The sequence below is a fragment of the Phenylobacterium sp. T106 genome (genome assembly GCF_057219735.1).
The window spans coordinates 1-23,622 of the sequence record NZ_JBXVWA010000013.1 but is presented as its reverse complement, the minus strand read 5'-3'; the positions used below and the strand labels follow the sequence as shown (position 1 = coordinate 23,622).

The window sequence follows — 23,622 nt, the reverse complement described above, 5'->3', positions numbered from 1 at the left end:
GCCGCTCAGCGACTCGCCGGCCATGACGCACGCCGCCAACCTCTCCGCCGTCCTGGTCGTCCTCCTCGGGGCGAACGCAGCGCATGGCGCCGAACGGGCGGCGCAGGCGACCGCGCGCGCGACGATCATCGAGCCCATGGTGCTCCGGATGCAGTGGGCGACGGCCATGCCGAGCGTTCGCGCCGGCGCAGAGGGCGCGGTGTTCGCGGGCCGGATGCCGTCGATGTCCGTGGGCATGATGATGCCGGCCAACGCCCGCCTCATGATCCAGCGCGAGGACGAAACCGGCGAGCCGGTGACGGCGCCCGGCGCGTTCGAGATCGTCTCGGGAGCCGGTGAGACCGTCATCCTGCGGACCAGCGTGGCGGCCGGCCCCGACGCCTTGGACGAGGATCTCGTGGCGGGCGGCGCGCTCGAGGGACGCATGGCGGCGAGCATCGACGTGAGCCGCGGCGTGATCCTTGCATCCGCCGGAGCAGAGGCGCGGCGCACGCCCGCAGCCCTGCTTGTCACGGTGCAGTACAACTGATGGACACCCGTCCGTTCCTCCTGGTCCTGGCCCTCCTCGCGCCGGGACTGCCTGCCCAGGCCCAGCCGGCGCCGGCGCCTCCCGAGGCGGGGCGCCCGAGCGTCAACGCGTTCCTGAACATCACCCCCAAGCGCGTCACGCTCGACAAGACCCGCCGGATCGCCAGCGTCTTCCTCCTGAACCAGGGCTCCGAGCCGGTCACGGTCGATGTGGCGCTCGTCGACCGGGTCATGCTCGCTGACGGGCAGATCTTCGCCGCAGATGACGCCGCTGCCCGGGAGGGCGGCCCGGCCGCTGTCGCGCGTCTCGCGTCGGCCCGGGGCCTTCTTCAGGTCTCGCCGCGTCGCGCAACCCTGCAGCCGGGACGGCCGCAGACGGTGCGACTTCGTCTGGCGACGCTTCCGGACCAAGCCGGCGAGTTCCGAAGCCATCTGACCGTGACGACGCTTCCACCCCGGGAAACCGGCGCAACGGCCGAGGCGGCGGCGGGGCCGGCGGCCAACGAACTCAGCTTCCGCATCAGCACGGTCTTCGGGCTCTCCGTCCCCGTCATCGTCCGGAATGCGGAGCCCGACGTGGCCGCCGCGTTCGAAGGCGTGCGCCTGGAGTTCATGGACGTCTCGGTCGACGGCCGCGCGCCGCCGCGCCGTACGGCCGTGGTCGCTCTCGACCTGGTCCGTCGCGGCAAGAGTTCGGTCTACGGCAACTTCGAAGTCCGCGTGGCGGGGGCGAAGAAAGATGCCGAGCCGCTGGGAATCGCCCGGGGCGTCGGGGTGTACCCCGAGGTCGACCGTCGTGCGGTGAGGATTCCGCTGACCCGCGTCCCGGCGCCGGGCGAGGCGCTGGAACTGACCTTCACGGACGACGACACGTCACCGGGGACGGTCCTTGCCAAAGCGGCGCTCTAGCCGGGCCGCACCCGTAGCCGCTGCGCTCCTCATCCTGCTGCATGGGGCGGCGGCGCGGGCAGCCGAGCCTCTTCCCGCGCCTGAAGCGGCCCCGGATCCCGCGAGCCTGCTCCTGGTGTCGGTCTCCCTGGACGGCCTGACGCTCTCCGAAGGCCTCGGCGCCTATGGCGACCCTTCCGACCCGCTGCTTCCGGTGGGGGAGATCGCGCGCCTCCTGGAGGCCGACATCGACGTCTATCCCGCCGAGCGGAGGATCGTCGGCCGCGTGGGACAGGCCCGCCGCTCGCTCGTGGTGGACGTCGCCGCGGCCCTGGCGCGGACCGGAGGTCGAGACCTGCCGCTGGCCCCGGGCGACGTCGCGATCACCCCGACCGAGATGTATCTGCGCGCCTCGGTGCTGGGGGCGCTCCTCGATGTCGCGATCGATGCGGCCCCCGAGGACCTGGCCCTGCACCTGCGGGCCCGGGAGAAGTTCCCGGTGCAGGCCCGCCTGACCCGGCTCGCGAGCCGGCCGGACGGCGGTGGGGTCGCGACGGAACCCGAGCCGCTGCGCGTCAGCCAGCCCTACGCCCTGTTCACGCCGCCCGGCGCCGACGTGATCCTCGACACGGGGGTGCAATCCCGCTCGAGCGGCCGGACGTTCAGGTACGACATCCGGCTCGCCGGCGACTTCCTCTGGAGCAATGTCCAGGCCTACCTCGGGTCCGACGAGGAGGGACGCGCGACGAACGCGCGTTTCCTGCTCCAGCGCCGGTCGATCGAGGGCGACATGCTGGGGCCGATCCATGCGCGGGAGGCCAGCCTCGGCGACACCTATTCGCCCGGGCTCCCGATCGGCCCGCGGAGCATCGCCGGCCGCGGGTTCTCCTTTTCGACGGCGCCGCTCGAGCAGAGCAGCGTCTTCAACCGCATCGACCTGCGGGGCGAACTTCCGCCCGGCTTCGACGTGGAACTGTACGTCAACGACGTCCTGAAGAGCAGCACGAACCAGGCCGTGAACGGTCGGTTCGAGTTCCTCGACGTGCCCCTGTCGCCAGGACTCAATGTGGTGCGGGTCGTCACCTACGGTCCGCGGGGCGAGCGGCAGGAGGAGGTGCAGGTCATCAACGTGGGCGCCGGCCTCCTGCGCACCGGCGATGCCCACCTGGCGTTCGGCATCGTCGAACAGGGCCGCGCGGTGTTCGAACCCCGCCGCACCGGGCAGGCGATCATCGGAGACACCGACGTGTTCCGCGTGGGCGGGACCCGCGCGGTCGCATCGCTGAACTACGGCCTCACCGACCTCGTGACCCTCAGCGCCGGCGTCGCGAGGACGCCCGGCGTCCGAGACCGCGACGCCGACGTGCTGACCCTGGGCGCCCGCACCTCGTTCATGGGGCTGGCCACCCAGGTCGACGCGGGGTGGGACAGCCGCGGCGGGCGCGCCCTGTCGCTGGGCGCGGCCGGCATGTGGGGCGGCGTCTCGGGCGTCCTGCGGCACGCCGAGTACCGCGACGGGTTCCTCGACGAGAACAACCTGGCCTTCAACGCGACGCTCGCGATGCGGCGGCGGACAGAGCTGACGTTCGACTCGAGCCTGGGCCTTCGCGGCCGTATCGTTCCCATCTCGATGCGGGCGCTGAGAAACTCCTACGCCGACGGCTCTCACGACTTCCTGGCCGCGGCGCGCGCGTCCTCCAGCGTGGGTCAGGTCCTGCTGTCGACCGGCCTGGAGTACACGCGCCAGGCCTACCGTCCCGCGCCGGTGGCGGAGACGCTGCGAGGCTACATCGCCGCGTCCACGTTCCGGAACTACAAGTGGCAGATCCGCACGACGTTCGACTACGACGTCCTGCCGGACTTCCGGGCCCGTTTCCTCGCGGTCACCGTGGACCGCCGGCTTACCGACGCCTGGTCGGTGCGGTTCGGTCTCGGACAGCCCCTGGACGACCTTGACCGGTGGAACCTGGTGCTGTCGTCCATCTTCGCCACCCGCTACGGCGACTTCGCCATCACGGGAGAGTACGACAACGCCAACCACGACTATCGGCTCGCCGGGCAGTGGAACTTCGGCCTCGGGTACGATCCGGCGCGGCGGAGCTACGAACTGATGCGCAGCGGACCCGGCGCCGGCGGCTCGGTGCTCTTCAACGCCTTCATCGACGACAACGGCGACGGGATACGCCAGGCCGGCGAGGCGCCCGCGCCCAAGGTCGGGCTGGACGGGGCGGGCCAGCGCGGCCTCGTCACCGGCGCGGACGGCCGCCTCTTCGTGACCGGGCTGGGTGGAGGACCCACCGCCTCGCTCGACGTCGACCTCAACGGAATCGACAACCCGTCCGTGGCGGCGCCGCCCACGAAGATCATGCTTCGCCCGCGCCCCGGGGGCGTGACCCGCGTGGACTATCCGCTTCGCCCGACCGGCGGCGTGGCGGTGAAGGTGGAACTGCTGCGCGACGACGGCCAGCGCGTCGGCCTCGCCTCGGTCCGCCTTCGGCTGGTGCGCGCCGACGGTCACATCGTCGAGGCCGTGACGGAGTTCGATGGCTCGGCCGTCTTCGACGCCGCGCCCGTGGGGACCTATCGTCTGCAACTCGATCCGAACCAGGCCGGGAGGCTGCGGATGCGCCTGCTGGAACAGCCTGACGTCACGATCGCCGGCAATGGCGACTACGCCCCGGACGTCACGGTGCAGGTGCGCTTCGATCCGGCCCCCGCAGAAACCGTCGTGGCGAAGGCAGGGGCAGCGCAATGAGACGGAGGCGGCGAGCGCCGGCCGCAGGGGGCCTGGCCGTCATCATGGCCCTGGGAGGCCCTGCCGCCTCGGTCGCGGCCAACTACACGCTGAACATCACCGGCCCTATGGACATCGGCACGGTCGCCGCCGCCGCGACCGGCGACACGGTGTTCCGGATCGACGCAGGCAGCGGCGCCGTGAGCGTCGCCAGCGGCGCCGGACGGCGGATCTCCACGGCGAGCGCGCGCGCCCAGGTGAACGTCACGTGCCGTCCCTCCCGCGCCGCCGACACCGACTGCACCACCAGGACCGTTAGAATCCGCATCGGCACGATCGGCGCCCTCACGGGCCGCGCCCGCGCCTTCTCGACCTTCTATGTCGCCAACGGGACCGCCAGCATCGTGGCGCCGCCGAGCGGCGTGATGCCGATCACCCTGGAACTGGCGCCCCTCGGCAACAACAGCGCCCGCAACTTCTTCGTCGGGGCCGACTTCCCCGTCGCCGGCGACGAGTCGGGTCTTCCGAGCGGCAACGGCGAGAACGCCTTCTACGTGTACGTGGTGAACGCCACCGACCAGATGATCGCCGGCGATACCGACAAGGGCCGCGTGCGCGCGCTCCGGTCGGTCTCGGTGTCCAGCACATCCAATCTCGGATTCGGCCGCATCCAGCGCCCGACGACGGGAACCAACACCATCACCCTCAACGCGACCTCCGGCGCCCGGACGATGACCGGCGGGGGCAACGCGTTCGCCTATCCGACGCCCGCCCCCACGCGGGGCGCATTCACCATCGCCGGCGAGGGAGGCCAGCAGGTCTCGATCTCCGTGCCCTCGAACCTGACCCTTTCGGGACCGGCCGACCTCGGCGTCGTGCTGACGGACACCGCGCCCGCCACGCGCAACCTCAGCGGCGCGCTCGGCGCGGCGGGAACATACAGCTTCACCGTCGGCGGCAGCTTCACGCTTAATCCAACCACGCCGGTCGGCACGTATTCCGGAGTGTTGACGGTGACCGTCGACTACAATTGAGGCCCCTTGCGTTCAGACGACCGCAGGTATTCAACTCCCAGCGTCCCACCCCCCGACGAGGTAGACCGACACCATGAAGCGCATCGCCATCGCCGCCGCCGTCGCCACCGCGCTGGCGACGCCCGCCGCCGCCGCTCTGAAGCCGGGCGACAAGGCGCCAATGTTCACGGCTCCGGGGTTCCTGGCGGGCGACGCCATCCAGCTCTCGCTCGCCGAAGCGCTGAAGAAGGGACCGGTGGTGCTCTACTTCTTCCCCTCGGCGTACACGAAGGGCTGCAATCTCGAGGCGCACCTGTTCTCGCAGGCCGCCGACCAGTTCAAGGCGCAGAGAGCGACGGTCATCGGCGTCACCGCAGGCGCGGTGAACCGCCTGGCGGAGTTCTCCAAGGACACCGAGACCTGCGGCGGCAAGTTCGCCGTCGCCGCCGATCCGGGCGCGAAGATCGCCAAGCAGTACGACGCCGTGCTGACGATGAAGCCGGACTGGTCCGACCGGACATCCTATGTGATCGCGCCGAACGGTCAGGTGCTGCACGCCTACTCCAAGCTGGACCCGTCCGAGCACGTCACCCAGACGCTGAACGCGGTGAAGGCGTTCAACGCCAAGCGCAGGTAGGCGCGCGGCCGGAGCCTGGCCGCCGGACTGGAAAATCCTTGCCCTCGTGAGGGATTTCACGTAATCGCGCGCCCTTCACGGAGGGCGGTCCTCGCGAAATCGTTCGCGGCCAGGATCCATCGTGACCGGCGGGCTTCCGCCGCCGGCCGCGCCGCCTTCCATAGCGGAAGAAGGAACCTATGGCGCTCTACGAGCACGTCGTCATTTCGCGGCAGGATATCTCGCCGCAGCAGGCCGAAGCCCTCAACGATCAGCTGAAGCACCTCATCGAGGAAGGCGGCGGCAACGTCGCCAAGATCGAGTACTGGGGCCTGCGCAACCTCACCTATCGGATCAAGAAGAACCGCAAGGGTCACTATTCCCTGCTCGCCATCGACGCTCCGGCCGACGTGGTGAAGGAGATGGAACGCCAGCTGTCGATCAACGAAGACGTGCTGCGCTACATGACCGTGCGCGTCGAAGAGCTCGACCTGGAGCTCTCGCCGATCCTCGCCCGCCGCGATCGCGACCGCGAACGCCGCGACGACGTCCCGCAATTCTAGGAAAGGGAGGATCTCGGATGACTGACGAAACCTCCGCCGCCCCGGCCCCGGCCGCCGGCGCCTCCGCAGGCGGCGCGCGCCGCCCGTTCTTCCGCCGCCGCAAGGTGTGCCCGTTCTCCGGCGCCAACGCCCCGAAGATCGACTACAAGGACGTCAAGCTCCTGCAGCGCTACGTTTCCGAGCGCGGCAAGATCGTGCCGTCGCGGATCACCGCGGTGTCCGCCAAGAAGCAGCGTGAGCTGGCCAAGGCCATCAAGCGCGCCCGCTTCCTGGCGCTGCTCCCCTACGTCGTGAAGTAAGGGAGCCGCACAGATGAAAGTCATTCTGCTCGAACGGCTGGAAGGCTGGGGCACGCTCGGCGACGTCGTGAACGTCAAGGACGGCTACGCCCGCAACTTCCTGCTGCCCCGCCAGAAGGCGCTTCGCGCCAATGCGGCGAACCTGAAGGTCTTCGAAGCCCAGCGCGCCGAGATCGAGGCCCGCAACGCCAAGGCCAAGGACGCCGCCGGCAAGGCCGGTGAGAAGCTCGACGGGACGTCCTACGTGATGATCCGCCAGGCGGGCGAAAGCGGCCAGCTGTACGGCTCGGTCGCCGGTCGCGACGTGGCCGACGCGGTCAACGCCGAAGGCGGCAAGATCGAGCGCTCGATGGTCGTGCTGGACAAGCCGATCAAGACGCTCGGCCTGCACGAGGTGAAGGTGCGCCTGCATTCGGAAGTGACGGTCACCGTCACCCTGAACATCGCGCGCAGCCAGGACGAAGCCGAGCGCCAGGCGCGCGGCGAGAACGTGATCTCCTCGCAGTTCGAGGAAGAGCGCATCGCCGCCGAACAGGCCGCGGCCGACCTCCTCGAGGGCGGCGCGGGCCAGCTGGCCCAGGAGTTCGCCGGCGCGGAGGGGTAAAGCCCTTCGGATCGTCGAAGACATCGCGGCGCGGGGCCTGCCCCGCGCCGCTTTTCTTTGGCGCCGGCGTCGGAGCCGAGCGGCGAGTGCGCCCCCGCCGAGGCCGATCTACGTCCGATTCTGACGCGGCGCCGCAGGACGGTGCCGGTTCCCGTCCGCACCTGCGGCAGGACGTCACAGCCCAGCTTTTCCACAGGCCGTAAATGTGTGTGGAGGAAGGGTGAAGCGGACGCCTGCCGCAGTCCCTGGAGGCGCGACCTTCATGTATCCGTCACGCATGGCCATCGTCCCGGCGCTCGACCTTCGCCCACCCTCTCCTTCGAACGACGTCGCCGTGGCGCGGGCGCCCTCCAACGTGGAAGCCGAGCAGGCCTTGCTCGGCGCGCTCCTGTACGACAACGCCGCGTTCGAGCGGCTGGGCGACCACCTGCAGGCCCGGCATTTCTACGAACCCTTCCACCAGCGCCTGTTCGCCGCGGTCGAGACCAACATCCGCAAGGGCGCGCTGGCCGAGCCGATCCTGCTCGCCGAGCAGTTCGCGTCCGACCCCGCGTTCCAGGAGCTGGGCGGCGTCCGGTACCTGGCGGACCTCGTGGACCGCGCGCCACCGGCCGCCAACGCGCCCGACTACGCCAACGCCATCTACGACCTGGCGCTGCGCCGCGACCTGATCCGCATCGGGGGCGAGATCACGACCACCGCCCAGCAGGGCGACGCCGAGCTCGACGCCCGGGACCAGATCGAGGCGGCGGAGCAGCAGCTGTACCAGCTGGCCGAGACCGGCGGCGTCTCGTCGGGGTTCGTCAACTTCTCCGACGCCCTGCAGGGCGCCCTGGCGATGGCCGCCGAGGCGCACAGCCGCGACGGCGGCCTGGCCGGGCTTTCGACAGGCCTCATCGACCTCGACCAGAAGATCGGCGGCCTGCACCCGTCCGACCTCGTGATCCTGGCCGCGCGGCCCTCGATGGGAAAGTCGTCGCTGGCCTGCAACATCGGCTTCGACGTCGCGCGCAACTACGCCTGGGAACCGCAGCCGGACGGGTCGAAGAAGACCGTGCGCGGCGGCGTCGTCGCCTTCTTCTCGCTGGAAATGTCGGCCGAGCAGCTGGCGCTGCGCCTACTCGCCGAGGTGTCCGGCGTGTCGGGCGACCGCCTCCGCAAGGGCGAGATCGACGCCATGGAGTTCGGCCGCGTCCGCGACGCCGCCCTGGAGATCCAGGAGGCCCCGTTCTACATCGACGACACCGGCGGCATCACGCTCGCCAAGCTGACGGCGCGGGCCCGGCGGCTGAAGCGCATGACCGGCCTGGATCTCCTGATCGTCGACTACCTGCAGCTCATCACCACGGGCTCGGGCGGCCCCGACAACCGGGTGCAGGAGATCTCGATGATCACCCAGGGCCTGAAGGCGCTGGCCAAGGAGCTGGCGATCCCCGTCATCGCGCTCTCGCAGCTCAGCCGCCAGGTGGAGAACCGCGAGGACAAGAAACCGCAGCTCTCGGACCTGCGCGAATCCGGCTCGATCGAGCAGGACGCCGACATGGTGATGTTCATCTACCGCGAGAGCTACTACCTCAGCCGCATGGAGCCGCGGGAAGGCACCGAGGAGCACTTCAAGTGGCAGGAGCAGATGGATCAGGTGAAGGGCCTTGCCGAAGTCATCATCGGCAAACAGCGCCACGGCCCGATCGGCACCGTGCGGCTGAGCTTCAACGAGGACCTCACCAAGTTCGGCAACCTCGCCCGTGACGCCAGCCGGTACGACCCCCACTAGCCGCTCATGACCGCGCTGGACCGCGCCCAGCTCGTCATCGACCTCGACGCGCTCGCCCACAACCGCGCGGTCCTGGCCGCCGAGGCCGCGGGCGCGGAGGTCGCAGCCGTGGTGAAGGCGGACGGCTACGGCCTCGGCGCGACGCCCATCGCACGGCGCCTGCTGGCCGAGGGCGTCACGCGCTTCTTCGTCGCCAGGCTCGCCGAAGGCGAGGCGCTGCGCTCAGCCCTGGGGCGCAACGCCACGATCTATGTGCTCGACGGCCTGCTGCCGGGCTCGGCCGGCCGTTTGAGCGCCGCGGGCCTGACGCCGGTCCTCGCGACGCCTGCCCAGGTCGCCGCCGCGGCCGGCTTCGCGGGATCCCTCGCCATCCAGGTCGATACCGGCATGCACCGACAGGGGCTCACCCTGGACGACGCCCGCAAGCTCGCGGGCGCGGTCGAGGTCGACCTGGTGATGAGCCACCTGGGGTCGGCCAGCGAGCCTCGCGACGCCCGGAACGCGGCCCAACTCGAGCTCTTCCGGGCGGCGCGCGCCCTGTTCCCGGCGGCCAAGGCGAGCCTCGGCGCGTCTGCGGGCGCGTTCCTGGGACCCGACTATCGGTACGACGTGGTCCGCGGCGGGATCAGCCTCTACGGCGGCGGTCCCGAGGGACGGCCGGACCCCCGGGTCAAGGCCGTGGCCACGCTCACGGCGCCGTTGCTCGACGTGCGGAGCCTCCAGGCGGGCGACAGGCTCAGCTACGGCGAGGTGTTCACGGCCGACCGGGCGATGCGGGTCGGCATCCTGGGCGCCGGATATGCGGATGGCATCGTGCGATCGGCGGCGGGCAAGGCCCACGTGTGGGCTGGGGGCCGCCCGCGCCGCCTGCTCGCCGTCAACATGGATCTCTCGATCATCGAGCTGGACGACGCGCCTGCATCGGGAGAGCCGGTCGAGATACTCGGCGAGAACGCGCGCCTCGACGACCTGGCCCAGGCCGCCGGCACCGTCGCGCACGAGATCCTGGTGCGGCTGAGCACGCGCGCCGAGCGCATCTACCGCGGCGCGTAGGGGACCGCGAGGGGGCCGCCGGCTTCCGCCGCCCAGTCCGCCAGCATCGCCCTCGCGAACGCCAGCGCCAGGGTGAAGATCAGGATCACCGCGAAGGCCGTCAGCGCCCGGTCCTGCGGTATCCGCATCAGCCTGGGGAGGCCCAGATGGAGAGCATACAGGCTGTAGAGCCCCGCCAGGATGGCCACCGGCAGCTCGAGGCCGGGGACGAGCCGGGCGAGGCCTCCCAGCCAGCTCGCGGTCGCGGCATAGACGACCAGGTTCGTCGCCTCCGGCCAGCCTCCCTCGCCGCCGAAGCGGGGTGCGATCAGGGCAACGAGCCCGGAAAGGATGACGACCGCGGCGAGCGTGGCCACGTAGCCGGCCGCTGCGCTGAGAACGATGCCCGTCGGACTCATACGGACGCCGACGTCGGCGATGCCGAAGCCGAAGATGAGGCCGCCCGCGACTCCGCATGCGCCGGGTACGAGCGCAAGCGGCGCGGCATAGCCGAGCAGCAGGGCCCGCGGCGCAGAAGGGTCGGCCGCGATCCTGGCCCACGTCCGCCCCGGTCGGACCAGGATGCCCAGCCCGCGCGCCACCATCTCCGCACCGCGCGGCGTCATGTACGCCTCTCCAACGCCGGACCGGCGCGATGCCTACCACATCTGGCGGCGGCGCCAGGAGCCCCGGGCGCGAACCTTCGCCCGCGACAGACCGTTGGGCCAGGGTCGGTTAGACTCGCACATTCGAATCAGCATCAGGCCCAAGGGATTCCATGGCCCGCGACGGCGCCGTCTACGCCTGTCAGTCCTGCGGGGCCGTGCAGACCCGCTGGACCGGGCAGTGCCCGGCCTGCGGCGCCTGGAACACCCTCGTCGAGGAACTCACCAGCCGTCCGCCCGGGGCGCTGAAGGCTACCAAGGCCACCCGCAAGGCGCCTCTCGCCTTCGAGGGTCTGGACGCCGAGACCCCTGCCCCGCCGCGGATCGCGACCGGGGTCGACGAGTGGGACCGCGTCTGTGGCGGCGGCGTGGTGCCGGGCTCAGCCATCCTGGTGGGCGGCGATCCGGGTGTCGGCAAATCGACCCTGCTGCTGCAGGTGGCGGCCAGCGCCGCCCGACGCGGCGCGCGCTGCGCCTATATCTCGGGCGAGGAGGCCATCGAGCAGGTGCGCAGCCGCGCCCAGCGGATGGGCCTCGCCGACGCCCCGGTGAAGCTCGCGGCCGAAACCGCGCTCCGCAGCATCCTGGACGGGCTCAAGTCCGAGCCCTTCGACCTGGTCGTCATCGATTCCATCCAGACCATGTGGAGCGACGCGCACGAGGCGGGGCCAGGCTCGGTCACCCAGGTGCGCGCGGCGGCCGGCGAACTGGTGCGCCTCGCCAAGAAGCGCGGGCTCGCCGTCATTCTCGTCGGCCACGTGACCAAGGAGGGGGCCATCGCAGGGCCGCGCGTGGTCGAGCACATGGTCGACGCCGTCTTCGCCTTCGAAGGCGAGCGGGGCTACCCCTTCCGCATCCTGCGCGGCGCCAAGAACCGCTTCGGCGCGACCGATGAGATCGGCGTCTTCGAGATGGGCGACGCCGGGCTCTCCGAGGTCAAGAACCCCTCGGCGCTGTTCCTGGACACCTCAGGAGAGCGCGCCGCCGGCGCCGCGGTCTTCGCGGGCATCGAAGGCTCGCGCCCCGTGCTGGTCGAGATCCAGGCGCTGGTCGCGCCGTCTGCGTACGGCACGCCCCGGCGCGCCGTCGTGGGATGGGATTCCGGCCGCCTCGCCATGATCCTCGCGGTTCTCGAGGCCCGCTGCGGGCTCTCGTTCGGCGACCGCGACGTCTACCTGAACGTCGCCGGCGGCCTGCGCATCTCGGAGCCCGCGGCGGACCTCGCCGCCGCTGCCGCGCTCGCATCGTCCGCATTCGATGTCGCCCTGCCCCAGGACTGCGTCGTCTTCGGCGAGATCAGCCTCTCGGGCGAGGTGCGCCCCGTCAGCCGCATGGATGCGCGCCTGAAGGAGGCGGCCAAGCTGGGCTTCCGCCGGGCGCTTGGCCCGACGGGCCTCGACAAGCCCGGCATTCCCGTCACCGGCGCCTCGCGCCTCGCCGACGCCATACAGCGCATCCATGATGGCGCTCTGGACCCCACGTGACGCAGCTCGATCTCCTTGTCCTGGCCCTCCTGGGCGTCTCCGCGGCCGTCGGCTTCGTGCGCGGCGCGGTGCGCGAGGTGTTCGCCCTGCTGGCGTTGGTGCTGGCCGCGGGGCTCGCGGTCTTCGGGCTGCCGGCCTTCGGGCCCATGGTCCGGGAGGTGGTTCAGCCGGACTGGCTCGGGACGATCGCCACGCTGGTGCTGGTCTTCGCGGCCGCCTTCATCGCCCTGCGGCTGATCGGCGCGGGCCTCGCGCGGAGCGTCCAGAAGACCCAGATGCTCGGCTTCCTCGACCGCTCGCTGGGCCTGCTCATCGGGCTCGGCCGCGGCCTCATCGTCCTGGGCGCCCTCTACCTGATGTTCAACGCCGCCACCCCGGAGGACCTGCGACCGCGCTGGATCACCCAGGCGCAGACCTGGCCGCTTGCGGCCAACATGGGCCGCCTGCTCGACGAGCTGGCGCCGAAGGGGCTCGATGTCGCAGGCCGCCTGAAACCCGCCTTCGACCGCGCGGTCTCAGGTGACAATACGACGACAGAGGGGTACGAGGCCCGCGAACCCGCAGTCCCCGACCGCCCGGAGCGATCCCGATGAGCCAGCAGCATGAGCGTTGGTCACCGCCGATGCGCGACCCGGACGACGACACCCCGCGGCTGGAATGCGGCGTCTTCGGCATCTACGACACCGCCGAGGCGTCCGGCATCACCGCCCTGGGCCTCCACGCCCTGCAGCACCGGGGGCAGGAAGCCTGCGGCATCGCCAGCTTCGACGGACACCGGTTCCACACCGAGCGACACATGGGCTACGTCGGCGACGCCTTCGGGGGCGGCGACCTCGACCGGCGTCTCCCAGGTCGCCAGGCCATCGGCCACACGCGCTACTCCACGGCGGGCGGCAGCTTCCTGCGCAACGTGCAGCCCATGTTCGCCGATCTCGAGGCGGGCGGGATCGCCCTGGCGCACAACGGCAACCTGACGAACTTCCTGACCCTGCGCGAACAGCTCGTGTCGGAAGGCTCGATCTTCCAGTCCACGTCGGATTCGGAGGCGATCCTCCACCTCATCGCGCGCTCCCGCCGGCCCAAGTTCCTGGACCGCTTCACCGAGGCGCTGCAGCAGCTCGAGGGCGGTTACGCGCTCGTGGCCATGACCAACAAGAAGCTCGTCGGCGTCCGTGACCCGCTGGGCATCCGCCCGCTCGTGCTGGGCGACCTCAACGGCAAGGCGGTGTTCGCCTCCGAGACCTGCGCCCTGGACATGATCGGCGCGCGCTTTGTCCGCGACGTCGAGCACGGCGAGATGGTGGTGGTCGACGAGAAGGGCCTGCGCAGCTTCCGGCCCTTCCCGGCGCAGCAGGCCCGCCCCTGCATCTTCGAGTACGTCTATTTCGCCCGGCCGGACTCGGTCGTGAACGGGCGCTCCATCTACGAGGTTCGCAAGCGCATGGGCCGCCGCCTGGCGCAGGAGACCCTGGCCGGCATCGACGTCGACGTGGTGGTCCCGGTGCCGGATTCCGGCGTTCCCGCCGCGCTCGGCTTCGCGCAGGAAGCCGGCAAGCCCTTCGAGATGGGCATCATCCGCAACCACTACGTCGGCCGCACCTTCATCCAGCCCACCCAGGGCGAGCGCGAGCTCGGCGTCCGCATGAAGCTGGCGCCCAATCGCGCCGTGCTCGCCGGCAAGAAGGTGCTGCTGGTCGACGATTCCATCGTGCGCGGCACGAACTCCGTGCGGGTCGTCCGCATGGTGCGCGAAGCCGGCGCGAAGGAGGTCCACCTCCGCTCGGCCTCGCCGCCGATCAAGTGGCCGGACTACTACGGCATCGACATGCCCGATCGCGGCAAGCTGCTGGCGGCCAACCACAGCGTCGACGAGATCGCCCGCATCCTGGGCGTGGACTCCATGGGCTACCTCTCCGTCGAGGGGCTGTACGGGGCCATGGACACGGTCCGCAACAACGCCCAGCCGCAGTTCACCGACCACTACTTCACCGGCGAGTACCCCACCCGGCTGCTCGACAAGGAGATCGCGGAAGGCCGCAACGAGTTGGTCGAGCGCCAGCTCTCCTTCCTGGTCGACGCGTGACGGCGTCCGCCGCGGGCGGGTGGCGCACCCGCCTGAAGCCCGACTGGTACCTCATCCTGATCCTGCTGGCCGCCGTGGTGGCGTCCGTCCTGCCCGCGCGGGGAGACTTCGCGGTCGGTCTGAGCTGGGTCAGCAAGATCCTGATCGCCCTGGTGTTCTTCCTCCATGGCGCCCGGCTGTCGCGGGAGGCCGTGATCCGCGGCCTGACGCACTGGCGGCTCCACCTGACCATCCTCGCGGCGACCTTCGCCCTCTTCCCGCTGCTCACCGTGGGACTGGCCGCCCTCCCCGCCTGGATCACCCCGCCCGAGATCGCGACTGGCCTGATCCTGCTGGGCTGCCTGCCCTCGACGATCCAGAGCTCCATCGCGTTCGTGAGCGTGGCGCGCGGCAACGTGCCGGCCGCCGTGGCCGCCGCCTCCGCGTCGAACATGCTGGGCGTCTTCCTCGCGCCCCTCCTCGCCAGCCTGCTGCTGCACGCGGGCGGGGCCATCAATCCCGGCTCCTTCTGGGCCATCGTCCTGCAGCTTCTGGCCCCCTTTGTCGCCGGCCAGCTGCTGAGGCCCTGGATCGGGGGGTTCGTCGCCCGTCACAACGCGACGCTCGGCAAGCTCGACCGCAGCACCATCATCCTGATCGTCTATGTGGCCTTTTCCGGCGCGGTGGTGAGCGGCGTCTGGGAGCGGCTCGGCGCGATGGACCTCGCCCGGCTCGTGGTCCTCTGCACGGTCCTGCTCGCGGCGGCGCTGGCGCTGACCCTGTTCGCCGCCCGCGCGCTCGGCTTCTCGACCGAGGACGAGATCGCCATCGTCTTCTGCGGATCGAAAAAGTCGCTCGCCAGCGGCGCGCCGATCGCCGCCGCCCTGCTGACGCCTGCCGCCGCGGGCGTGGCGATGATCCCGCTGCTGGTCTTCCACCAGATCCAGCTCATGGCCTGCGCCGCGATCGCCCAGCGTTATGCCCGGCGACCTGACACGGCGGCCGAAAGCGTCTAGAGACCCGCCGCCATGACTGATCTGCCGCTTACCGATCGCGTCGCCCTCGTCACCGGCGCCAGCCGCGGGATCGGCCGCGCCGCCGCGCTCGCCCTTGCGGCCGCCGGCGCCCATGTGGTCGCCGTGGCCCGCACGCAGGGCGCCCTGGAGACGCTGGACGACGAGATCCGGACCGCAACCGGCCAAGGCGCGACCCTGGTCCCCATGGACATCGGCGAGGCCGACGGCCTCGACCAGCTGGGCTTCGCGATCCACCAGCGCTTCGGCCGGCTCGACGTCCTGGTGCACGCCGCAGCCCTCCTGGGGTCGCTGACGCCGGTGTCGCACATCGAGCCGAAGCACTGGGAGCGGCTGGTCGCCGTGAACCTCACGGCCCCGGCGCGGCTGATCCGGTCATGCGAGCCGCTGCTGCGGGCCGCCGCCGCGCCCCGCGCCATCTTCCTGACGTCCAGCCGCGCGTCCCACCCGAAGGCGTTCTGGGGGCCCTACGGCGCCACCAAGGCCGGCATGGAAAACCTCGTCCGGACATGGGCGGACGAACTGGAGAACACGCCCGTGCGGGCGGTGCTGCTCGATCCCGGCGCGATGCGGACCCGGATGCGGGCCGAGGCCTATCCCGGAGAGGATCCGGCCGGCCTGCCCGACCCCGCCGAGATCGGCCCGCTCATCGTCGAACTGGCCCAGGCGGACCTGGGCCTTCCGACGGCTAGCGTTTCTTTCGCGGACTGGAAGCGGGCCGGGACGCTCGCTTCGGCTTGACGCCGGGCCGCGCGAGCTTGGCCGCCCGGCCGGCGGGCGTTCCGGTCTTGGGCTTCTTCACCTTCTTGGGACGCGCCGACGGCCCCGCGGCGGCGCCCTCCCGCGCCTTGTCGGCGGCTTCCTTGCGACGCTTCGCCACCAGGCCCGACTTCGCCGACGTCGGCGCGGTCTTGGCGGGGCCCGGACCGCCCTTCGCCTCGCCCTCCGCGTAGGGGTTCTTGTTCGAACGCACCGTCAGCCTGAGCGGGACGCCGGGCAGGTCGAAACTCTCGCGCAGGCTGTTGATGAGATAGCGCCGATAGTGGTCCGGAAGCTGGTCGGCCCGGCTCGCGAACATGACGAAGGTCGGCGGCCGGGCCTTGGTCTGGGCCATGTACTTCGGCTTGACCCGCCTGCCGTTCACGGCGGGCGGCGGGTGGCGGCTGATCGCCATCTGCAGCCAGTCGTTGAGGTCGCGGGTCTTCACCTTGGTCGACCAGTCGGCATGCGCCTTGAACACCGCCGGCATCAGCCGGTCCAGGCCGCGCCCGGTTTCCGCCGACAGCGCCACCATGGGCGAGCCGCGCACCTGGGGCAGCAGCCGGGCCACCTCCTCCTGGAGATAGGCGAGCCGCGCCGCCGGGTCCTCGATCAGGTCCCATTTGGCGAGGACAAACACCAGCGCCCGGCCCTCGCGCTCGACCAGGTCCGCGATCTGGAGGTCCTGGATCTCGAGCGGATGGGTGGCGTCCATCACCAGGATCACGACCTCGGCGAAGGTGATCGCGCGGATGGAATCGCCGGTGGACAGCTTCTCGAGCCGCTCCTGGACCTTGGCCTTGCGCCGCAGGCCGGCCGTATCCACCAGCCTGATCGCCCGGCCGTCCCAGTCCCAGTCGACGGGGATGGCGTCCCGGGTGATGCCGGCTTCGGGGCCGGTCAGCAGCCGGTCCTCGCCAATGAGAGCATTGACCAGCGTCGACTTGCCGGCGTTCGGGCGGCCGACGATGGCGATGTTGATGGGCTTGCCCGGGCCGTCGGCCTCGTCCGCGTCCTCGTCCGGGGCATGCGCGGCGACGGCGGCGAACAGGTCGGCCATGCCTTCGCCATGCTCGGCCGAGATCGGCACCGGCTCGCCGAAGCCGAGGCCGAAGGCTTCGAGCACGCCCGCTTCGGAAGCCTTGCTCTCGGACTTGTTGGCGGCCAGCACGACCGGCTTGCCCTTGCGCCGCAGGACCTCGGCGAAGATCTCGTCGCCCGGCGTCACGCCCTCACGGGCGTCGATGACGAACAGCGCGAGGTCGGCCTCGTCCACGGCCCGCTCGGTCTGGGCGCGCATGCGCGCTTCCAGGCTCTCGTCCGTGACGTCCTCGAAGCCCGCGGTGTCGATCAGCTCGAGGTCGAGGTCGCCCAGCCGGCCGGTGCCGAAACGCCGGTCGCGGGTGACCCCCGGCCGGTCGTCGACGATGGCGAGCTTCTTGCCCGCCAGCCGGTTGAACAGCGTGGACTTGCCCACATTCGGGCGGCCGACGATCGCGAGTTTCAGCGCCATGGCCGCGAGCTTACCTGATCAGCGGATCGCGATCAGGTCCGCCTCCTGGGTGACCACATAAACGGTGTCGCCCATGGCGATCGGGCTGAGATAGGAGGCGCCCTTCATGTCCAGGCGCTTCACGATCTCGCCGGTCTTGGCGTTCAGCGCCACCAGCTCGCCGGTCTGGCCCACGATCAGCAGCCGGTCGCCCGCGAGCAACGGGCCGGACCAGATGGGCCGCGTGGTGCGCTGGCCGCCGATGCCGAAGACGCCGCCCTTCTTCTTGGCCTTGAAGCCCTCGTTGAGCGGGCGGATCCAGTAGATCTGTCCCGTCTCGCGGGCCGCGCAGATCACCTCGCCGTTCTTCGAGACCACATAGACCACGTCGCCGGCCGGCCATGGCGCGGTCACGCCCACCACGGGCAGGCTCCAGCGGGCCTGACCGGTGCGCAGATCGGTGGCGGCGAACACGCCCGAGTGGCTCACGGCGAAGACGTCGCCCTGGTAGATCGCGGGCCGGCCCGGGATGTCGCGAATCTCGGACAAGGCGCTCGTCCGGCTGGCGCGGCTGAGCGCCTCGTTCCAGAGGTCGTTGCCGTTGGACGCGCGCAGCGCGACCAGTTCACCCGACCCGAAGGCCGCCACGACCGTGTCGCCGGATACGGCCGGGCTGGAGGCCGAGAGGATGCGCGCGGACTCCGACAGCGCCTGATAGGTCCACGACGCCGCCCCGGTGGCCGCGTCGAAGGTCAGGAGCGTGTTGTCCAGGGCGATGGCGAAGACGCGGCCGCCCGCCACGGTCGGCGCGCCGTGGATCGACTCGCTCGTCCGGGTGCGCCAGCCGATGGCGCCGGTCTGGGCGTCCATCTGCAGCACCTCGCGGTAGCCCGAGGCCACGTAGAGCTTGCCGTCCGCGTAGGCCATGCCGCCGCCGAACGCGAGCTTGTCGCGCTTGTTGTCGCCGGGGTTCGTGCCCGTGCGCCAGAGGGTCGAGCCGGACCTCGCGTCCACCGCGGCCACGCGGCCCTCGGCGTCCATGACGAACACCTTGCCGTCGGCGGCGACCGGAGGCGCCGTGACGTACCGGCCGCGCTTCGTCCCCTGCCCGAAGCTCCGACGCCAGGCGACCGACAGGTTCGCGGCCGCGTCCACCGCGCCCACCGCCTGCTCGAGGTTGCCGCCGGGCACCGGCCAGGACTCCATCCGCACCGGCGTGGGCAGCAGGAAGTCGACGCCCTTGAGGGCCTCGGCCGGCTCCAGCCGCTGGTCGGCGGGGATGATCGAGATGCGCTGCCCTTCGCTCGCCGTCTCGGTCGGCTTGTCGTCGTCGTTGTCGAACGGGTTCAGCCGGCTGACCGTCGAGCAGGCGGACGCGCCGAGCGCCGCGACCAGGACGGCGGCCAGGAAGGGACTGCGGCGCTTCATTGCGGGGCGGGACCTTGGTCTTGCGGAACGGGGACGCCGCCGGGCGGCGGCACGACCGCGCCGGGCTGCACCATCATGGGCGGCGGCAAGGCCTGGGCGGCGCGGACCACCGACGGCACCGCCTTGGCCGAACCCGCGTCGATCAGGCCGATGGCGGCCGAGGCGCGGGCCTGAGCGCCCTGACCGGCGTCCAGGGACTGGGAGATCAGGAGGAAGTCCCCGCGCGCGCCGGCGGTGTCGCCGGCCTTGAGCTTGGCGAAGGCCAGGGCCTCGCGCGCCTGGGTCCGATACGGACGTCCGTCTTCCATCAGCGGCTTCAAGCGCCCCTCCAAGTCCTTCAGCGGGGCGGTGTCGAGCAAAGCGAAGGCGGATTTGAGGCGGGCCGCGTCGGCCAGAACGGCGTCGGGCGCGGCTTCCGCGGCCTGGTCGAGGAGCCGCACGGCTGCGGCGTCGTCGTTGGCGCGCTGCGCTTCCGCCGCCAGGTGCATGAGCGCCATGGCCTTGTAGCCGGCGGCGTTCGACTTCGAGACCTCGGTCCAGATCCGCTTGGCGCCCTCGCGGTCGCCGCCGACGTAGGCGTCCATGGCCTTGGCGTACTGTTCCGACGCCTGGTCGGTCTGGCGCGTGCGCCAGGTGTCCCAGCCCCAGTAGCCGAGCACGGCGATCAGGGCGGCGGCGGCGATCCCGAGCATCCATGGCAGCAGCTTGCGCGCGAGCTGCTTGTAGCGGTCGGAGCGAAGCTGCTCTTCGACCTCTTCGAATAGATCCGTCACCTAAGGGGGCTCCGCGGCGTACGCCTGTCGCTGAAACGAGCGCGGAACCTATAGCGCTGCGCCCTGCGCCTCAAGGCCCGCCCGGGAGGAGTCTGCGGCCATGGGGCGCGGCCTGCGGCTATCCCGCCTTGGCGAAGTAGATCTCGGCGGGCCCGGGGAAGCGGCGCTGGCGCACGTCCTCCGCGTAGGCCGCGACGGCCTTGTCGATCTGCCCGCGCAGGTCGCCGTAGCGGCGCACGAACTTCGGCGTCCAGTCGAAGAGGCCCAGCATGTCGTCGGTGACCAGGATCTGGCCATCGCAGCCGGCCGAGGCGCCGATCCCGATGGTGGGGACGCTGATCGCCTCGGTGATCTCCCGGGCGAGGCCCTCGGCGACGCCCTCGACCACAACCGCGAACGCCCCCGCCTCGGCGGTGGCGCGCGCCTCGTCCAGGATCCGACGGCGCTCGTGGTCCAGCTTGCCCTTGGCCTTGAAGCCGCCGTCCACCAGCACGGCCTGGGGGCGCAGGCCCACATGGCCCATGACCGGCACGCCGCGCTTCACCAGGTACTCGATGTTCTGGACGATCGTCTCGCCCGCCTCGACCTTCACCGCCGACGCGCCCGTCTCCTTCATCAGGCGCGAGGCGTTGGCGAAGGCCTCCTCGGCGCTGCCCTCGTAGCTGCCGAACGGCATGTCGACGACGACCATGGCGCGACGGGAGCCGCGCATCACGGCCTTTCCGTGCAGGCTCATCATCTCCAGCGTCACGCCCACGGTGTTCGGCAGCCCGTGGACCACCATGCCGACGCTGTCGCCCACCAGCAGGAGATCGCAATGGGGATCGAGGATCTCGGCCATCGGGGCCGTGTAGGCCGTCAGACATACGATCGGGAGACCGCCCTTGCGGGCGGCGATATCCGGCGCGGACAGGCGCCGGACGGACGACTCACGATGGGACGACAAAACTAGAACTCCTCGACCAACCTCGCGGCGAAGACGCCCATGGTCAGGACCGCAAGACCGACCGCGATCCACACGCCATAGCCGCCCGAGAGCGCGGACACCATGTCGGTGGTCGGCGTGACGCGCGCAAGGCCCTGCGAGAGGACCCGGGCCGATTCCTCGGCGCTCTCGACGCGCTGGAAGAGGTTGGACATCACGAGCTGGCTGGCGCCCACCACGCCGCCGGAGAGGCCCGCGGCCCCGATCATCCACCGGCGCAGGTTCCACCCGCGGTCCAGCTTCCGCTCGATCCGCTCGGCGAACGCGGCCGCGTCCGGCATCTCGGGACTCTGCGAGAACAGCCGTTCGAGGCGGCGTTCGAAGTCGAGCTCAGCCATTGCTCCGCCTCCCCTCCAACTCAACGCCCGGGACCGGCGTAAGCCGCGCCCGGAGCTTATCCAGACCACGTTTGACATGCGATTTGACCGTTCCCAAGGGCAGGTTCAAGGCCTCCGCGGCTTCCCCGTGGCTCAGGCCGGCCCCGTAACACATGGAGACGCACAGGCGCTCCGCGGGCGCGAGACCCTTCAGGGCCTCCTCGAGGTCCATGCGATGGTCGGCGTCGGTCCCGCCGAGCCGGCCGGGCGTCTCCGCGTCCTCGCCGCCTTCCTCCGCCGCAATGGCGGCGAGCCGCTTCTCGCGCTGGAGGCGGCGCAGGTACTGCCGGGCTGCGATCCGCTTCACCCAGCCCGCGAATGTGCCCTCTCCCCGGAATTCGGCGATCCGCTCGAAGGCGGCCAGAAAAGCGTCCTGCGCCACGTCGTCCGCCTCGGCGGCCTGCGCCCCCATCCGGCGCAGCAGTTGCCGCACGGCGGAGCCGTGTCGACGCACCAGCTCTCCGAAGGCGCGCCGCTCGCCGGCCGCGGCGTAGGAGCAGAGCTCCACGTCATGCAGGCTGGCGAAACTGGTGCTCGTGCCCGGCATGGGCGTGATCTCCCGATGCGTCGCGTCAGGACTTCGGCCGGTTCAGCAAGCCGAGCACGATGAAGGCGAGGCCGATGAAGGTGGGAAACGCGGAGATGCCCAACAGCGGATAGAGCGCGTCGGGCTCTTCGAAGCTGACGGCCGCGCCCAGGGCGGCGAAGCCCACGCCGACCCCCATCCAGATGATGCCGGTGCGCAGGTCCCGGGCCGCCGACGGCAGCTGCGGCGCGCTGACATTGTTGGACATCGCGTCGATCACTTCGGTGGGCAGCGGCTGGCCCTTCTCGATGGCGACCCGAAGCGTGTCGGCCATCTTCTGGCGCTCGACACTCTTGAAGTAGCGCGGCGCGATGACGAGCGCGGCGATCATGGCGAAGAACGTCAGGGGGATCAGGATTTCCATCTCAGGTCTTGTCCTCTCCAAATCTCGATGCGGGGGAAGCGTCCCCTTCTGATGGTGAGAGACCTAGACCCGGCCGCCTGGATGCAGAAGGCCACATGAAACGTTGGTCATGTTTCAACGCAGACGGGGTGTTACGCGTCCTTCGAGGCTGAGGATCACCGCAGCCGCGAGCGTCGCGCAGGCCGCCACAGGGGCCATGCCCTCTCCCAGATGGGACACAAGGGGCTCCAGGCTCGGCCAGACCGCCCAGAGGATGAGCCCTCCCAGCGCGGCCGCGCCGGACAGTCTCGCCAGGTCGACAAGGAAGCGGCGGCGCGCGAGCTTCTCGATCACGGCGGCAGAGAAGGCCGGGTCGAAGGCCGGCGGCTCGTCGGCGGCGAAGAGGGCTCTCAGGCGATCGTCGGTCATTCTGACTCTCCTAGCACTTCGAGGAGCCGCGCGCGGCCTCGGGCGACATGCGACTTCACCGTCCCGAGCGGCAGGTTCAACGCCTCGGCCGCTTCCGCGTGGCTGAAGTCGGCGGCCAGGCACAGCGCGACGCAGGCGCGCTGGTCGGCCGGCAAGGTCGCTAGCGCCCGCTCCGCCGCCACCCGTTCCTCACTCATCGACGCGACGGCGGCGGGGCGGTCGGCCTCGTAGGCGTTTTCGCGGGCGCGTTCCCGGCCACGGCTGCGCAGCGCGGTCAGGTGTTTGTTGTAGCCGATGCCGCAGAACCATGCGCAGACCGAGGCGCCGGCCTCGAGACGGTCCATCCGCGACCACGCCGCCAGGAACGTCTCCTGCGCCAGGTCGTCGGCCGTCGCCCAGTCGCCGCACGTCCGGCGCAGGAACGCGCGGACCGCCTTCTGATGGCGATCCACCAGTCGCGAGAAGGCGGCGGTGGAGCCGGCCTGGGCCGCCTCGACGAGCGCGCGATCGATGTCGCCTGGGCTCATCGCCCGCGGAACACCATCGACAGTATCGCCGCCGCGGCGTGCCCGATGGCGACACACGTCATGATGATCGCCACGAGCTGGAAGGGCCAGTCCAGGCCCGGAAGTTCGGCGTACTCGGACGCGATCCAGAAGCCGGCGGCCACCGCGCCCGTGATGATGGCTGTCCGCCACTGCCAGTAAGGACGGTGCCGCCAGTAGCGGCGCAGCGCGCGGTGACGAGGACGGCCGTAGCGGTCGTACGGACCATAGGCGGAATCCTCGTCGTCGAGCGCCTCCTCGTCGTGCAGGGCCCGCAGGAGTTCCGGCGGCGGGTCCCGGCCCTGGCTTGCGTAGCTGCGGATGAGGTCCAGTCGCGCCTGGCTGCGCTTGTAGGCCAGCCACCTGTCCCAGGCCCCGAAGATGAAGAAGCCGATCGGGAAGATCAGCCACCAGAAGCTGTAGAAGAAGTTCTCCATGCCGGTCTCCAGGTCGGGACGCCGGAGCCCTCTCCGCCATCCTCGTGCCCCTAGGGTGAAAACTCGATCAGCTTGTTGATGGTGTTTGCCAAATCGTGATTCAAGCTCTGCGGAGGTGGATCATGAGCAACGAATTCTGGTTCAGCGACGAGCAGTGGGCGAAGATCGAGCC

At 70.8% G+C, this 23,622-nt stretch carries 26 protein-coding genes; 15 read left to right on the top strand and 11 right to left on the bottom strand.

Annotated elements, in window-relative coordinates:
* Nucleotides 1-22: 22 nt before the first annotated feature.
* From AC2D8W_RS20790 to alr, 10 genes are all read left to right on the top strand, one after another.
* A complete protein-coding gene (locus tag AC2D8W_RS20790) occupies nt 23-529 on the top strand; it encodes a hypothetical protein (protein ID WP_484673136.1) in 507 nt (168 codons plus the stop codon).
* Entirely contained in the window at nt 529-1,437 is a 909-nt protein-coding gene (locus tag AC2D8W_RS20785; RefSeq protein WP_484673135.1) for a fimbrial biogenesis chaperone, read from the top strand. Before AC2D8W_RS20790 ends, AC2D8W_RS20785 begins: the two co-directional genes overlap by 1 nt.
* A gap of 115 nt (nt 1,438-1,552) precedes the next feature.
* Nucleotides 1,553-4,171, top strand: a complete 2,619-nt coding sequence (locus tag AC2D8W_RS20780) for a hypothetical protein (RefSeq protein WP_484673134.1) — start codon at nt 1,553-1,555, stop codon at nt 4,169-4,171.
* 44 nt (nt 4,172-4,215) lie between these two features.
* A complete protein-coding gene (locus AC2D8W_RS20775) occupies nt 4,216-5,184 on the top strand; it encodes a DUF4402 domain-containing protein (RefSeq protein WP_484673133.1) in 969 nt (322 codons plus the stop codon).
* A 73-nt stretch (nt 5,185-5,257) separates the two neighbouring features.
* Nucleotides 5,258-5,800 carry a peroxiredoxin gene (locus AC2D8W_RS20770; protein WP_484673132.1) on the top strand — a complete coding sequence of 181 codons (543 nt, stop codon included), beginning with the start codon at nt 5,258-5,260 and terminating at the stop codon, nt 5,798-5,800.
* Between the two features lie 179 nt (nt 5,801-5,979).
* On the top strand, nt 5,980-6,342 hold the full coding sequence (gene rpsF / locus AC2D8W_RS20765; protein WP_293484162.1) for a 30S ribosomal protein S6: 363 nt from the start codon (nt 5,980-5,982) through the stop codon (nt 6,340-6,342).
* A 17-nt stretch (nt 6,343-6,359) separates the two neighbouring features.
* A complete protein-coding gene (gene rpsR / locus AC2D8W_RS20760; protein WP_111274513.1) occupies nt 6,360-6,641 on the top strand; it encodes a 30S ribosomal protein S18 in 282 nt (93 codons plus the stop codon).
* 13 nt (nt 6,642-6,654) lie between these two features.
* Entirely contained in the window at nt 6,655-7,245 is a 591-nt protein-coding gene (gene rplI, locus AC2D8W_RS20755; protein WP_293484159.1) for a 50S ribosomal protein L9, read from the top strand.
* A 277-nt stretch (nt 7,246-7,522) separates the two neighbouring features.
* Nucleotides 7,523-9,019: a replicative DNA helicase gene (locus tag AC2D8W_RS20750; RefSeq protein ID WP_293484157.1), complete on the top strand. Its 1,497-nt coding sequence runs from the start codon at nt 7,523-7,525 to the stop codon at nt 9,017-9,019.
* Between the two features lie 6 nt (nt 9,020-9,025).
* A complete protein-coding gene (alr, locus tag AC2D8W_RS20745) occupies nt 9,026-10,072 on the top strand; it encodes an alanine racemase (protein WP_484673131.1) in 1,047 nt (348 codons plus the stop codon).
* Here alr and AC2D8W_RS20740 read toward each other — a convergent pair.
* Entirely contained in the window at nt 10,057-10,677 is a 621-nt protein-coding gene (locus AC2D8W_RS20740; protein WP_484673130.1) for a Yip1 family protein, read from the bottom strand. The genes alr and AC2D8W_RS20740 overlap by 16 nt on opposite strands.
* A 152-nt stretch (nt 10,678-10,829) precedes the next feature.
* Here AC2D8W_RS20740 and radA point away from each other — a divergent pair, with 152 nt between their 5' ends.
* Genes radA through AC2D8W_RS20715 form a run of 5 tightly spaced genes read left to right on the top strand, consistent with a single transcriptional unit; the run spans nt 10,830 to nt 16,037 of the window.
* Nucleotides 10,830-12,200 carry a DNA repair protein RadA gene (radA, locus tag AC2D8W_RS20735; protein WP_484673129.1) on the top strand — a complete coding sequence of 457 codons (1,371 nt, stop codon included), beginning with the start codon at nt 10,830-10,832 and terminating at the stop codon, nt 12,198-12,200.
* A complete protein-coding gene (locus AC2D8W_RS20730) occupies nt 12,197-12,793 on the top strand; it encodes a CvpA family protein (protein WP_293484150.1) in 597 nt (198 codons plus the stop codon). The genes radA and AC2D8W_RS20730 overlap by 4 nt, the downstream gene beginning before the upstream one ends.
* A complete protein-coding gene (gene purF / locus AC2D8W_RS20725; RefSeq protein ID WP_293484148.1) occupies nt 12,790-14,283 on the top strand; it encodes an amidophosphoribosyltransferase in 1,494 nt (497 codons plus the stop codon). The genes AC2D8W_RS20730 and purF overlap by 4 nt, the downstream gene beginning before the upstream one ends.
* Entirely contained in the window at nt 14,280-15,278 is a 999-nt protein-coding gene (locus tag AC2D8W_RS20720) for a bile acid:sodium symporter family protein (RefSeq protein ID WP_484673128.1), read from the top strand. The genes purF and AC2D8W_RS20720 overlap by 4 nt, the downstream gene beginning before the upstream one ends.
* A 12-nt stretch (nt 15,279-15,290) precedes the next feature.
* Nucleotides 15,291-16,037 carry an SDR family NAD(P)-dependent oxidoreductase gene (locus AC2D8W_RS20715; RefSeq protein ID WP_484673127.1) on the top strand — a complete coding sequence of 249 codons (747 nt, stop codon included), beginning with the start codon at nt 15,291-15,293 and terminating at the stop codon, nt 16,035-16,037.
* On the opposite strand, the gene der is transcribed toward AC2D8W_RS20715, so the two are convergent.
* The 10 genes from der to AC2D8W_RS20665 form a co-directional block, all read right to left on the bottom strand.
* On the bottom strand, nt 15,985-17,568 hold the full coding sequence (gene der, locus AC2D8W_RS20710; RefSeq protein WP_484673126.1) for a ribosome biogenesis GTPase Der: 1,584 nt from the start codon (nt 17,566-17,568) through the stop codon (nt 15,985-15,987). The two genes, AC2D8W_RS20715 and der, sit on opposite strands and share 53 nt — an antisense overlap.
* Before the next feature lie 18 nt (nt 17,569-17,586).
* Nucleotides 17,587-18,975 (bottom strand): PQQ-like beta-propeller repeat protein, encoded by a 1,389-nt coding sequence (locus AC2D8W_RS20705; RefSeq protein ID WP_484673125.1) that lies wholly within the window; start codon nt 18,973-18,975, stop codon nt 17,587-17,589.
* Complete coding sequence (locus AC2D8W_RS20700; protein ID WP_484673124.1) at nt 18,972-19,748, bottom strand: tetratricopeptide repeat protein; 777 nt, start codon at nt 19,746-19,748, stop codon at nt 18,972-18,974. The genes AC2D8W_RS20705 and AC2D8W_RS20700 overlap by 4 nt, the downstream gene beginning before the upstream one ends.
* Before the next feature lie 118 nt (nt 19,749-19,866).
* The gene (gene panB / locus AC2D8W_RS20695) at nt 19,867-20,694 is read right to left on the bottom strand and encodes a 3-methyl-2-oxobutanoate hydroxymethyltransferase (protein WP_484673123.1); all 828 of its coding nucleotides are present in this window, start codon (nt 20,692-20,694) and stop codon (nt 19,867-19,869) included.
* Between the two features lie 2 nt (nt 20,695-20,696).
* Nucleotides 20,697-21,071: a hypothetical protein gene (locus tag AC2D8W_RS20690; protein WP_293482549.1), complete on the bottom strand. Its 375-nt coding sequence runs from the start codon at nt 21,069-21,071 to the stop codon at nt 20,697-20,699.
* Nucleotides 21,064-21,657: an RNA polymerase sigma factor gene (locus AC2D8W_RS20685; protein ID WP_484673122.1), complete on the bottom strand. Its 594-nt coding sequence runs from the start codon at nt 21,655-21,657 to the stop codon at nt 21,064-21,066. The genes AC2D8W_RS20690 and AC2D8W_RS20685 overlap by 8 nt, the downstream gene beginning before the upstream one ends.
* Before the next feature lie 25 nt (nt 21,658-21,682).
* Nucleotides 21,683-22,060, bottom strand: a complete 378-nt coding sequence (locus tag AC2D8W_RS20680) for a DUF6249 domain-containing protein (RefSeq protein ID WP_293482551.1) — start codon at nt 22,058-22,060, stop codon at nt 21,683-21,685.
* A gap of 114 nt (nt 22,061-22,174) precedes the next feature.
* Nucleotides 22,175-22,468, bottom strand: a complete 294-nt coding sequence (locus AC2D8W_RS20675; RefSeq protein ID WP_484673121.1) for a hypothetical protein — start codon at nt 22,466-22,468, stop codon at nt 22,175-22,177.
* On the bottom strand, nt 22,465-22,995 hold the full coding sequence (locus AC2D8W_RS20670; RefSeq protein ID WP_484673120.1) for an RNA polymerase sigma factor: 531 nt from the start codon (nt 22,993-22,995) through the stop codon (nt 22,465-22,467). The genes AC2D8W_RS20675 and AC2D8W_RS20670 overlap by 4 nt, the downstream gene beginning before the upstream one ends.
* Nucleotides 22,992-23,450 (bottom strand): hypothetical protein, encoded by a 459-nt coding sequence (locus AC2D8W_RS20665; RefSeq protein ID WP_293482554.1) that lies wholly within the window; start codon nt 23,448-23,450, stop codon nt 22,992-22,994. Before AC2D8W_RS20665 ends, AC2D8W_RS20670 begins: the two co-directional genes overlap by 4 nt.
* Nucleotides 23,451-23,622 lie beyond the last annotated feature (172 nt).